Below are 12,308 nucleotides of genomic sequence, written 5' to 3'. Positions count from 1 at the left end.
ATAATTATTGGTTAACCCAAATTTTACACACGCCTTTTTTAATCGACTTAATTTTGCAACAAAACCAATGGAGTTATTTATTTACATTTTTGCCGCCGTATTTTCAGTTTTAAACCCCTTGGGAGCCGTACCCATTTTTGTTGGATTAACCCAACACGACAGTAAAGCGGAACGTTCACGAACTTCACTTTGGACAGCCATTAACGTTTTTATCATATTAATCATCTCCTTTTTTGTTGGTGAATATGTTTTAAAATTCTTCGGAATCACTATTGATGCGCTGCGTATTGCCGGAGGACTTGTAATTGTAAGTTCCGGTTTTGCCCTGTTAAGCGGGAATCTTGGAAAAAAAAGGGGAATGAACAAAAAAGTTACCAGCGATGCTCAAAAAAGAAATGATATTGCCCTTACTCCATTAGCCATTCCAATGCTTGCGGGACCAGGTTCCATTTCGTTACTGATTGCTTTTTATCAGGACTATCCCAAATTAATGGATAAAGCCATTGTTTGCGGAGCCATTTTAGCGGTAGCACTGGCTATTTTTATTATTTTACGCAGTGCACATTATTTATCCCGAATTTTAGGTGCCTCGGGTATTGTGGCGATTTCAAGAATTATTGGATTCATCGTTATTGCAATTGGCGTTCAGTACGTCAGCAGTTCGGTCGTCAATATTTTCAAAACGATATAAAAAAAGACCTCAATTGAGGTCTTTTTCATAAGCATATCTTAGGAATCGATATCATCTTCTTTTGGCAAAAAAACTTCCGCCATCATACAGCGTGCACTTCCGCCACCGCATAATTCGATTGTATCAAGGTTGGATGTTACAATCTCGCAGTGCTTTTCCAAAGTATTTATTTGTGTCGGAGTCAACGCATTATAAGCAGTCGTACTCATCACCAGATAACGCTTGTCGTTTGCGCCACGAACCTGCAGCATATTTCCGACGAACTTATTTATCTGATCTTCTGTAATCAATATAATTTCTTTTCCATCCGATCGAAGACAATCCAAAACCATTTTCCGTTCCTTCTTGTCGTCGATGCAGTCAGCACATACCACCGCAAAGGTTTCGCCAATACTCATCATTGTATTGGTATGGTAAATCGGCTTTCGCTCTCCGTTTACCGTCTGAAAAGCATCAAAAATTACCGGATTCATTTCGAAATCTTCACAAAACTCGATCATGAGTTCTTCGCTTGATCTTCCGGAAATGGCACAATAAGCTTTACTGTTTTCACGGTCTAACACCAGACTTCCTGTCCCTTCGAGAAAAAGACCTTCTTCTTCCGCCGAACTGTAATCAACCTGTTGCTCAATATAAAACCCATTTTCCTCCATGATGTCCAAAATATCCTCTCTTCTTTCGAGGCGACGGTTTTCGGCAAACATTGGGTACAAAGCCACATCTCCGGATTGGTGAAAAGAGATCCAGTTATTCGGAAAAATACTGTCCGGGGTATCCGAATCCAATGTATCTTGTACAACAATAACATTGACACCTACATCTTCCAGCTTATCCACCAAAGCGTCAAACTCCTCCTGGGCCTTAGCATTTGCAGCTGCGGGCAATAATGTCTCACCGGTTTTTTGATAAAAATTATCTACCAAAGTCTGTTCGTTTCTGCGAAATGCCACCGGGCGAATCATCAGAACAGTGTTTGTTGTTTGTTGCATACTCTTAATTTTTTAGCGTTTGCACAACTGTTTCGACTAAATCCAAGGTTACCTCGGCCATTCTATTTTTCTTTTCGTCTAAACAAGGGTTTATCTCAACGAATTCAATACAAACCGTTTTATCATTATTTGCGAAATGGGTAAGAATCGCTTTTGCCTCCTCCGGGCTCAAACCGTTTTCAACCGGTGTTCCTGTTCCGTGTGAAGTTAAATCAGGATCCATAGAATCTACATCAAAGGACACATAAACGCAATCGCAGTCCTTTAATTTCTCATCAATGGCATTCACTATTTCCGATACGCCTTTAGAACGGACATCAGCCACTTTATAATTCTCAATATTCAATCGCTTCAATATATCGTCTTCCTGACTTTCCGTATCCCTAACCGCAATGTATACCAGGTCACTTGAATCAATTTTTGGAGAAATCCCTCCAATTTGCTTCAATTGGTTCCACAAGGCAAGCGTCTGTGCAGGAACTTCATTTTTTTTGCATTCTAAATTATCGATTCCTAAAGCCGTGGCCAAAGGCATTCCATGCATATTTCCGGAAGGTGTTGTAAAAGGCGTATGAATATCGGCATGTGCGTCGATCCAAACTACACCTAAGCGCTTGTTGGGAAAAGCCGATTTGATTCCGGCAATTGTACCTCCAGCAGAACCGTGATCGGCTCCTAAAATTAACGGAAACTGATTGTTCTCTAATAAAGAAGCAACTTTATTATTCAATATCGAATACACTTCCACTAAACCATCAATACGTTTTGCAAATTGATGTGGTGTGGTTTTATCCAATAATTCATTTACGTTTTTAAGTTTTTCAACTTGATTTTCACCGAAAATAAAACTTTCCTTTTTCCTGGCTGCAGTAATAACCGCGTTAGGCCCTAATGATGCGCCCCGGGTACCGGCCGTAATCTCAGATGTGTTTATTAAAAAAACTATATTTTTATCCATAGCAAACTTCGCTACATTATCATTTTTATCCCTTTTAGCGCTCTGCCAACTTACATTGAACACCTGTTTCTGATGCTAAACTATTGGGCTTTTGACAAAGATAGAAAAAGGGCAACGATAAAAGAAAGACTTATTCAAAAATAAAGGGCTCCAAATCGCAACCAACAGAGACTCTGATTATTAAAACGTTAATTCAAAGCCAATTCAGCCATTTATAAGTTAATTCTTTAATTTTTTTTTGTAAATTTGATAAAATAAAAAAATTATGGGACTATCAAGTTTTTTTAGTTCTCTTTTTGGAAAAGCAAAAAAGAGCACCGAAGATTTAGGGGAAAGTGCGGCGAACATGGCCGATACCGCCATCAATAAAACAGAATCGTTTACTAAAAACGTGGTTGAAAAAGCCGCCGATATGGCAGAGCATGCCGCACACAAAGTGGAAGAATTGGAGATTCCGGACCGAGTGGAAAATTTCATTGATTCCGCAAAAGAAAAAGCCTCACATGCTGCTGACTGGGCAGAAGATAGAGCCCAGGATGCTAAGGAAGTTATTTCAAACGTGGTTGACAAAGTCGAAGACACTATCAGCAATTTAACAGCTAATAAAACTCCTGACAACGAAGAAACTACGTCGGATGTTACGAAAAATGAAGAAAAACCTATTGAAGAAGCCGATGAAAAACCAGATGACAAAGCTGAGAACGAAAAACCTATTTAATATGATTCACATTATAAATAAAAAGAGACCCGATTTCCCGGGTCTTTTTTATTGCATGTGTATCTTTTTAAATCTTCGGTCAAAAAGAAAAATATCAACCGGATAATATAGTAGTTTTTCTTTATTCAGGAATGAAGATTCAATTGCATTCAAATTCTTTTCGCGAAGGTCAAAATGATACTTATCCGAATCAGTCGCTTCCAAAATTTCGCAGACAAATCTTGAACAGTAAATTGATTTTTTTGCCGTATTGGAAAAAGAATAATCAAAGTTTAGATTGCACTTTTTGATTGAATCTATTTTTGAAACCAGTTTAGTCTTCGAATTGAAATTTAGAATTTCAAGAAACTCCAGATGCAACTTCCTTCCGGAATTACAAAAATCATCAAACTCAATTTGCTCTATACAATTTCCTTTCTTATTGATCGCATGAAAAACCTTCCATGACCTTTCGTTGTAGATCAAAAAACCCACATGAGTCACTTTTGAATTACCAAGATTAAATTTCTTCACAAAGAAACCCTCTTTACTATCGGACTCTCTGAAAACTAAGTAACATTTTCCTTTATTCAGTTTTAAATCATCCTTTGTACACGAAGTAAAAATGAGAACAATAATCAACCAAATGAATTTAGTGCCCTTCATATCATAAGGTAAAAGCGAGACCTAATTCAATTCCGATAAAATTATCTATCTCCGATTCAGGCACATCAGATTTAAAATCGGATGACAAATCAGCTCCGCTAAACAAAGCCAAATTAAATTTCAGATTTTCATTGAAATCATATTTATAACCCGCTTTATAGAACAACCCAATAGAGCTGCCTAAACCGCTATGCTTTACCTCCAGGCCGGTAGCATTATCAAAACCTTTGAATTTATACTGATAATTTAAGTTACCCCCAAATTCAGCATATAATGTTGAGTTCGCATTTTTCATTTTCGCCCTGAAAGAAACAGGTAAACTGACATATTTTGTTTCAAAATGAAAATCGCCTCCGTTCAGGAAAAAATTATTCAGATCCAAACCGGAAACGATTGCGAAATTTTTATGAAGTGAAAATTCCTTTTTAATACGAACGCCTGATAAGTATCCAACACTTTGAACATTTTCAACATCTACTTTAGCGCTGCCATACGAAAGCATTACTTCGAAATCCCCCCTACTTTTGGTTTCCTGGGAAAACAAATACGTTGAACATAAAAGCACTAAATAAAAAATTGTTTTTTTCATATTTATATATCTAATTTTGAAATTACGGTTTCATACTTGTACCGATTATCAACCCCACAACTCCTCCAACAACCCCACAAACAGGACCACACAATGCAGTACCCAATCCCGCACCCGTAAGGACCATTAAAGCCGTGCAACCTTCGTTAGGACAGGGAACATTTATAATCGTACCATCTTGAGCAACTTTACTAAATTCATTAACCAATTCATTTGAATTCAGCAAAAGTGCTTTTTCCGATTCCGGCAGGACCTCAAAACCTTTTTGATTGCTTAAATCTTCAATATAGCCAGTCTCTTTAATTTCCACTAGTTTCCCCTTAACAAAAGGAGATACCTCTAATAAATTAATCTGATTTTCAAAACTGACATTTTGATTTTCGCCAATTCTTTGGATAATTTCAGTGACTGTCTCAACACTTACTTCTCCGGCTTTAAACCCCGAACTAACCAAGTACTCGTCGACCATAGTCTGAGTCAACTCACCTTCTTCTAATCGCTGAAGCGTCCTATTTCCATTGTTCTGAAATTCCCTGAACAGCAAAACCGCTTTTTTGGCATTTAATTTGGCAGCATCCGACAACACCCTGTCGTTCTGATCCGCATCTGTAGGCGCACACGCTATTACAGACACAAACAAATAAAACACTGACAATGGAAACGACAACTTTTTAAAAATTTTCTTCATGGCTTTTAAATTTTAATATTATTCCTACAAATATATATTGTAAGAATTATATTTCAAAATAATTATTGCTTTTTAATCACAAAAAAATATGAAGCAAAAAAAAGACCCGATTTCTCGGGTCTTTTTTTATTTTAGTTCTTTACTAACTTACTGTTAACAATCTGACCATCTTCTGTTTCTACAGAGAGAATGTAGATCCCGTTTGAGAAATTGGTCATGTCAAATTTGTATTCGCTCGATTTCTCATTGTTCTTAAAGAATGTGGATTTTCCATCGATGGAATTAACCGTTACTTTTTGAATAACTTTATCGCCGTAAGAAATGGTCACCAAACCGTTTGTTGGATTGGGGTAAACCATTAATTGGCTTTTTTGTTTTTTTGAAGCTTCTAAATTCTCTATAACGACTTCATTTCCTCCTGCTTTATAAACAAAATCTTCAGAGCACTCTTGAATATAAGCTGCAAATCTAACATTTGACATTGTTTCAAAACCTGGATTAAGTTCGATAAAATCACCAGCATGATATACGATAAATGCATTATCCCTAATAATTGAATTTTGAGATATCCAAAATTGTCTTTCCTCTTGCTGTATAGTGTCTGCCGGAATATCAGATGTCACATTTAGTGTTGGCGGACAACAATCTCTAATAGTAACCGGTATTGTTATAGGGCAGGTCAACGCTTGATTTGGGTCAGGTGTAAAAGTATAATTTGAAACACCTACATTACTGGTATCGATATTTGCAGGAGTCCAAACTCCAGAAATATTATTTCCAATTGTTAGAGGCAAGTCTGCCGGAACAGTGTTTACACAAAACGGGCCAATCGTGGGGAGAGCAACAACCTCTAACCTATAATAAAGCCAAGCCGTCGTAAAGTTATTTACTATGGAATAGTCAATAGAAAAAGTTTGAACCGGTTCTGAACAAAACCAATTCGCAATATTCCCACTAAACGGAACGCTACTTGGAGTTGCTCCATTTAATGTGACGATTGGCCCGTTTGATGTTACACTTGCAAAAACAACATCATGAAAGCTAAAGGAATCATCCCAATACCATCCCAAATTAATATCACTTATTCTAAAATTAGTAATTATTACAGGTGAATCAAAAGTATATGTCAAACTCTTTACCGGAGGACTATTTTGAGGCCCCGGCCCAATTGTTTCAAATATAGTAGGATCAGCAGCAAAAGTAAAAAAGCTTAGATCATTTCCAACTCCAGTTGATGTTGCCGTTACCGAACCAGTAGCACCATATGTCCCCGTAACAAAATTTTGTCCTGGAATAGCTACAGGATTCCAATTAACAACAGTCTGAGAAAATGATCTCGTTGTGGTTAATACCGCAAAAAAAACAAATAAAGTCAGTTTTTTTTTATATTCAAATAAGTCTTTCATTTTATCTTATTTTTTTAAAATTAAACTTACATCTATTTTTTTTCCAATAAAGCTTTGACTAAAGCTTTCAGTTCTTCAATATCTTTCTCTTGTTTCTCAATTTTCTTATTCTGCTCAATAACATACAAGGTAAGTTCCTCTATTTTCTCCATCTGTTTAGCCTGCATCATACCCAAATCCAAACCTTCTTTTGCTAAACTCTCAGCAGAAGCCACACCCGGCAAATGTTTGTTTTCTTTCACAAAAGTTTCTACCTCTTTTAACGGCATTAGTTTGTAATCGTTGGTAAAAACATAATCTGCCCAATTAGCAGTGCTTCTTACTGCAACTTTTACTTTTTCTGTTAGAACACCTCCTTCAACTAATAGTCTATATCTGCTATCGGTCGTTATGGCTGGAAAATTTGTTGCATCACCTACATATATTCTACCATTCCCCGGACTGCTACTAGAAGTTTTGAAAAATAAATTATTCTCACCCATTGTTACAGTTCTTACCCCTGGTGTAGCTGAAGGAATTGTTACTGTATCAATTGTATCGTCAATAGTATAAATATTTTCATTTGACCCCCCACCAACACCTACAGGTAATACCACTGAATTCCCATTAGATATTGACAATGTATTCCCTGAAATTGACAAAGTTTGCTCATCCGTATCGAAAGGCATAGGCAAAGTAACTGTTCCTCCGTCAGATAGCGTCAAATTATTACCTGTTAAAGATAATGTTTGGTACGGACTCGAAACTTGGTATCCCGAAGTTGGATTTCCTGTCACATTGATATTGGTCCCGGCGGTTACAGAGGTTGCCGTACCAGAACCAGTACCTACCACATCATTTACTAAAATCACGTCTCCAGCTCCATTAACAGAAAGAACTTTGCTTGTAGTATTGGTTATTGACGGACTGGCATTTGTTAAATCCGTAAATTTTAGCCCTGACGCATTTGTTGAATTTCCATTCACTTCAACATTTCCGTTAAATTTCAAATTTCCCGTTGCAAAATCACCATAAATTAATGGTGTCGAGTTAGGATTATTGTGTATGTAAAGCTTATTACTACCTAATTCATATTGCCCTGCATATGAACCTAAAAAGATATTTCCAACACCCGAAACGTTTTGTTGTCCCGCCATCACACCAATAGCAATATTATAACCATCCACTCCCGGTTGACCCGTATTAGGATTGTTATTAAATAGGGCCTGATTACCGATGACCACATTATGATATCCTGCTACATTACTTTTTAAAGCATCCATTCCAATTACACTATTACCACCACCGGTAAGATTACTCATCATAGCCCTGTATCCAATAACGTTGTTTGCAGAACCACTGGTATTATTCAATAATGCCCAGCCACCAAATGCATTATTATACCCCCCAGACAAAGTCCCATTTGGAGTTGGATCAGTTCCATTCGACAATGTATAAGCCCCAAAAGCATTATTATAAACACCTGTTACTGCCCTTAAATTATAATTCCCCCCAAATGAGTTGTTAAAAGGAGTTGCTTGTGTTTGGGCATTAACAGCTGTTAAACCTGCAATTCCTAAAATGAGTGCTAAAAAACATTTTGTTTTCATAAGTAAATATAAATTTGGTTAGATGGCAAATCTAATTTTTTTTAAGTTTAAACCTACATTATGAAAACAGAAAAAATTATTAATAAAAAAACCTCACAAATTGTGAGGTTATTGTTAAATATATAAAGAGACATTATCTCTGATTCATTTCCTGAAAAGGACGCAATGCATATCCTGTATACACCTGACGCGGACGTCCGATCGGTTCTTTGTTTACGCGCATCTCTTTCCATTGAGCGATCCATCCCGGAAGACGACCGATAGCGAATAATACCGTAAACATATCCGTAGGAATTCCTAACGCGCGGTAAATGATACCGGAGTAGAAATCTACATTTGGATATAAGTTTCTTGATTTGAAATATTCATCCTGTAAAGCGGATTCTTCTAATCGTTTTGCAATATTTAAAATTGGATCGTTTACACCTAATTCAGCCAATACTTCATCAGCTGCTTTTTTGATGATTTTTGCTCTTGGATCGAAGTTTTTATAAACACGGTGTCCGAAGCCCATCAAACGGAACGGATCATTTTTATCTTTCGCTTTCGCCAAGAATTTATCGGCATCTCCTCCATCTTTCTGGATTTCTTCCAACATTTCCAAAACCGCCTGGTTTGCTCCACCGTGAAGTGGTCCCCAAAGCGCAGAAACGCCAGCAGAGATCGAAGCAAACAACCCCGCATGTGAAGAACCTACCATTCTTACGGTTGAAGTAGAACAGTTTTGCTCGTGGTCAGCATGTAGGATGAATAATTTATCCAAGGCATTTACAACCACCGGATTGATTTTATAAGGTCCTGTAGGCAATTCAAACATTAAACGCATGAAGTTGTCAACATATCCTTTTGTATTATCGTAGTAGTTCAATGGGAAACCTGAGCTCTTTCTGTAAGTCCATGTAGCTAACACAAGGAATTTACCCATGGTTTTACAAATCGCCTCATACATTTCCTTTTCGTTTTCAACATTAACCACTTTAGGGTTGAACGCCGTTAACGCACTTGTCAATGAAGACAACACGCCCATCGGGTGCGCTGTTTTAGGAAAGCCATCAATGATGTTTTTCATTTCCTCATTCACTAAAGTGTATTTGTGGATATCAGTTTCAAACTGCGCTAATTGTTGTTTGGTCGGCAATTCGCCAAAAATAACCAAATAAGACACTTCCAGGAAGGACGCTTTCTCCGCAAGATCTTCGATTGCGTATCCTCTGTAACGAAGAATCCCTTCTTCTCCATCAAGGAAAGTGATTGCACTCTGACATGAACCTGAATTTTTATATCCCGGATCTAAAGTAATCGCGCCGGTTGCAGCACGTAATTTCTCGATATCAATAGCAACCTCGTTCTCACTTCCTACGATAACCGGAAATTCATATTTGTTGCCATCAATTTCTAATATTGCAGTTTTCGACATTTGTATTAGGAATTAAATGTAATTATTTTTTGTTGAAGGCGAATTTAAGAAATTACATTCGAAATAAAAAGAAAATTACGTCTTGATATCGCAAATAGTTACAAAATTTTCATGTCGATTTAAAGCAATTCAATTTGTCTTAAGATTTGATTTAAATTTACCCATCTTCCAACGAATTCAAATACCATTTTTCTAAAATGACAACTATACCAACCCAAGCCTTCTTACATATACAACCCTAGGCTTTTAGAAATTCGCACCTGAAAAGCAATTTGCTGAATATTAGCACAATACCCGTAATTGTAGTAATTTTGTCATAGCAATCAAGCGCATTTCCATTATCCAAAAAACTCCTCAAATGATGTAATTCTAAACAAATTCAATCCAAAATGAATATTATTAAATCACATCTTACCCTATATTTCATTTTTGGATTTTTATATTTCCTGTCCATTCTTATGGACTGGCTATTATTATCCTACATCGCCAAACCTTTATTTATAGGAGCTGTGTTTTTTTATTACATTGAAGAAAGACAAACAACCGTAAACTATTATAATTGCGCTGTTTTAATACTCCTTTTTTGCTCGGGAATCATTAATTTACTCGAAGGATACAGCTATTTCATATACGTACTATTTCTAAACTTTCTGGCATATTGCATTCTCTTTTCACAACTGATTGGGCGTTTAGTAGAAAGAAATCATCAAAAAATTAAGAAAGAACACTATCTCCAGCTAATTTTAATGTTGGTTTTTTTAGGCTGCATTCTCTATATTTCTTCATTTATCATTTTCGAACACTCTTTCGAATTGTATAAAATGATTTTAGTTTACGGAGTAGTATTAACTTCTTTTGTCTTGTCAGCGACTTTTCTGTACTTATCGGAACCGACAAAAAAAAATATATTTCTGCTGTTTTACGCCATGGATATTATTATCTGTGAGCTCTTTTACATTATTTACCATTATTATTACAACTTCCCGCTAATTCGCTATTCCAGTGCTTTTTGCTATATTCTTTCGTTTTATTTCCTGGCGAATTACTTTTTACACGAGAATCCCAGTCAAACAAAAGAATAAATACAAAAAAAAGAGATTCGAAAAAATCGAATCTCATAACTTGTTATTTCTTTATTAGCATACTAAATCGAAAAATCGGACAAATCCATACCTTTTTTATCAATGAAAGTTATCCTTTAATTATTTTTTCAGAAAACACACCATTTTCGGCTTCTATTTTCAAAATATAAACACCTTTCGAGTTATTTGAAATATCAATTTTAGCATTCAGATCATTAACCGTTTTAGAATCCACTAACCTTCCCTCCACATCAAATAAGTGCAATGACCTGATAGTACTGTTACATCTGATATTCACAACTTCATTAGCAGGGTTTGGAAAAATATCATACGTCACAACATCATAACTCGCTGTGCTTAAGGTCGTATTTTCTCCTTGCAAATACACTGAAACAGGAAAATCGCCTTGACCGTCAACAAAAACGGCAGTTGGCACGGAAATTTTAAATGAGTGTGCACCAGCAGTTAAATTTCCTAAAGTAATAGCTCTTATAGGAATGACCGCCCCGGGACACCAGTTACTAAAAGATTGCCACGCAGCATTCGATTTTGGAGAAGAACCGTAAATTCCGTTCGCTTGTGTATTATAAACCCTGTATGGCTCACAAGTCGCTTCTCCCGGTTTGTATGACAAAACCTGATTATTATCTAAGTAAATATAATGCTGACGTCTGTTATACTCTTCCCCTCCACTATTAGCACCATGATTCGATGTAATCAAATGAAATTTTGAATTATTTATCGCAGATGGCAGGGTAAAATTCACTGTTCTTACAGTTTGACCTAGTACATCAGTAGCTGCCGCCTGATAGTTGTTTAAACTTTTTTTGAAATTTAATGGCAACAGGTAAGTATTGTCAGGTTGGTCCGAAAATCCAGTTGTTACAAAATTAACAGTACCATAAAAAACGTCGTTTCGACCAGAACAACCTGCTATTTGCGTATTAGCAGCATACGGAACTCCAAACAATTCCAATTCCACCCAAAAATCATAAATCGCATTAAGAGAAGTATCTGTCAATATTTTAGCGACATTATCAACATTAAAGGTATAAGGAACCAAATTTGGCGCCACATTTTTATTCATAAAAGGAGTAATATACCTTCCTAATTCCAATCGTTGCGTTGTGGTAAGATCATAACTTGTTGCTCCTTTCGGCACTAAAGCCAGATTCACGTTACCTATCCTATCGTAATTATCACAAGCAGCCGATATAGATACATTTATGGACAATGTAGTTCCAATTTGGGCTAATTCGCTCGCCGTTATTTTTCTGGTAAACAAATCATTTCTTAACCTTACAACGCCCGGTGGTGTCGCTGCTGATACTAACCCGGCATAGCCATCATAAAAAAGTACGTTTGAATATATTGGAATTGTAGTTTGAGCCATCGAAACAGAACTCAACCCAATAATCAAAAGAACTAATTGGTAAAATTTTTTCATAATTTATAGTTTTTCATAGAAACACAAATCTATAATAAAATACAACAAAATGTTTTATATCTTTTTATTCCTAACAAAATCCCACATCA

General features: G+C 36.3%; 11 protein-coding genes. 2 read left to right on the top strand and 9 right to left on the bottom strand.

The window, feature by feature from the left end; genetic code table 11:
• Positions 1 to 67: 67 nt before the first annotated feature.
• Complete coding sequence (locus AC3E9U_RS10340) at positions 68 to 691, top strand: MarC family protein (RefSeq protein ID WP_488746830.1); 624 nt, start codon at positions 68 to 70, stop codon at positions 689 to 691.
• A 38-nt stretch (positions 692 to 729) separates the two neighbouring features.
• On the opposite strand, the gene ctlX is transcribed toward AC3E9U_RS10340, so the two are convergent.
• A complete protein-coding gene (ctlX, locus tag AC3E9U_RS10335; RefSeq protein ID WP_488746829.1) occupies positions 730 to 1,680 on the bottom strand; it encodes a citrulline utilization hydrolase CtlX in 951 nt (316 codons plus the stop codon).
• A gap of 4 nt (positions 1,681 to 1,684) precedes the next feature.
• Complete coding sequence (gene rocF, locus AC3E9U_RS10330; protein ID WP_488746828.1) at positions 1,685 to 2,638, bottom strand: arginase; 954 nt, start codon at positions 2,636 to 2,638, stop codon at positions 1,685 to 1,687.
• A gap of 265 nt (positions 2,639 to 2,903) precedes the next feature.
• On the opposite strand from rocF, the gene AC3E9U_RS10325 reads away from it, so the two are divergent.
• Positions 2,904 to 3,356: a hypothetical protein gene (locus AC3E9U_RS10325; protein ID WP_488746827.1), complete on the top strand. Its 453-nt coding sequence runs from the start codon at positions 2,904 to 2,906 to the stop codon at positions 3,354 to 3,356.
• Between the two features lie 48 nt (positions 3,357 to 3,404).
• On the opposite strand, the gene AC3E9U_RS10320 is transcribed toward AC3E9U_RS10325, so the two are convergent.
• The 7 genes from AC3E9U_RS10320 to AC3E9U_RS10290 form a co-directional block, all read right to left on the bottom strand.
• On the bottom strand, positions 3,405 to 3,869 hold the full coding sequence (locus AC3E9U_RS10320) for a YiiX/YebB-like N1pC/P60 family cysteine hydrolase (protein WP_488746826.1): 465 nt from the start codon (positions 3,867 to 3,869) through the stop codon (positions 3,405 to 3,407).
• A gap of 133 nt (positions 3,870 to 4,002) precedes the next feature.
• Positions 4,003 to 4,590, bottom strand: a complete 588-nt coding sequence (locus AC3E9U_RS10315) for a hypothetical protein (RefSeq protein WP_488746825.1) — start codon at positions 4,588 to 4,590, stop codon at positions 4,003 to 4,005.
• Between the two features lie 22 nt (positions 4,591 to 4,612).
• Entirely contained in the window at positions 4,613 to 5,278 is a 666-nt protein-coding gene (locus AC3E9U_RS10310) for a hypothetical protein (RefSeq protein WP_488746824.1), read from the bottom strand.
• Positions 5,279 to 5,409: 131 nt separating this feature from the next.
• Positions 5,410 to 6,684, bottom strand: a complete 1,275-nt coding sequence (locus tag AC3E9U_RS10305) for a 3-coathanger stack domain-containing protein (RefSeq protein ID WP_488746823.1) — start codon at positions 6,682 to 6,684, stop codon at positions 5,410 to 5,412.
• Positions 6,685 to 6,716: 32 nt separating this feature from the next.
• Positions 6,717 to 8,273: an autotransporter outer membrane beta-barrel domain-containing protein gene (locus tag AC3E9U_RS10300; RefSeq protein ID WP_488746822.1), complete on the bottom strand. Its 1,557-nt coding sequence runs from the start codon at positions 8,271 to 8,273 to the stop codon at positions 6,717 to 6,719.
• Positions 8,274 to 8,406: 133 nt separating this feature from the next.
• Positions 8,407 to 9,690 carry a citrate synthase gene (locus AC3E9U_RS10295; protein WP_488746821.1) on the bottom strand — a complete coding sequence of 428 codons (1,284 nt, stop codon included), beginning with the start codon at positions 9,688 to 9,690 and terminating at the stop codon, positions 8,407 to 8,409.
• A gap of 1,191 nt (positions 9,691 to 10,881) precedes the next feature.
• A complete protein-coding gene (locus tag AC3E9U_RS10290; protein WP_488746820.1) occupies positions 10,882 to 12,219 on the bottom strand; it encodes a peptide-N-glycosidase F-related protein in 1,338 nt (445 codons plus the stop codon).
• Positions 12,220 to 12,308 lie beyond the last annotated feature (89 nt).

The organism is Flavobacterium sp. 21.1 (assembly GCF_057801535.1).
This window is presented reverse-complemented; position numbering and strand designations above follow the sequence as displayed.

Excerpts from the sequence above, each read along its gene's own strand:
- ctlX (WP_488746829.1), bottom strand. The coding sequence starts at position 1,680 with ATGCAACAAACAACAAACACTGTTCTGATGATTCGCCCGGTGGCATTT.
- AC3E9U_RS10315 (WP_488746825.1), bottom strand. The coding sequence starts at position 4,590 with ATGAAAAAAACAATTTTTTATTTAGTGCTTTTATGTTCAACGTATTTG.
- rocF (WP_488746828.1), bottom strand. The coding sequence starts at position 2,638 with ATGGATAAAAATATAGTTTTTTTAATAAACACATCTGAGATTACGGCC.
- AC3E9U_RS10305 (WP_488746823.1), bottom strand. The coding sequence starts at position 6,684 with ATGAAAGACTTATTTGAATATAAAAAAAAACTGACTTTATTTGTTTTT.
- AC3E9U_RS10310 (WP_488746824.1), bottom strand. The coding sequence starts at position 5,278 with ATGAAGAAAATTTTTAAAAAGTTGTCGTTTCCATTGTCAGTGTTTTAT.
- AC3E9U_RS10325 (WP_488746827.1), top strand. The coding sequence starts at position 2,904 with ATGGGACTATCAAGTTTTTTTAGTTCTCTTTTTGGAAAAGCAAAAAAG.
- AC3E9U_RS10340 (WP_488746830.1), top strand. The coding sequence starts at position 68 with ATGGAGTTATTTATTTACATTTTTGCCGCCGTATTTTCAGTTTTAAAC.
- AC3E9U_RS10290 (WP_488746820.1), bottom strand. The coding sequence starts at position 12,219 with ATGAAAAAATTTTACCAATTAGTTCTTTTGATTATTGGGTTGAGTTCT.
- AC3E9U_RS10295 (WP_488746821.1), bottom strand. The coding sequence starts at position 9,690 with ATGTCGAAAACTGCAATATTAGAAATTGATGGCAACAAATATGAATTT.
- AC3E9U_RS10300 (WP_488746822.1), bottom strand. The coding sequence starts at position 8,273 with ATGAAAACAAAATGTTTTTTAGCACTCATTTTAGGAATTGCAGGTTTA.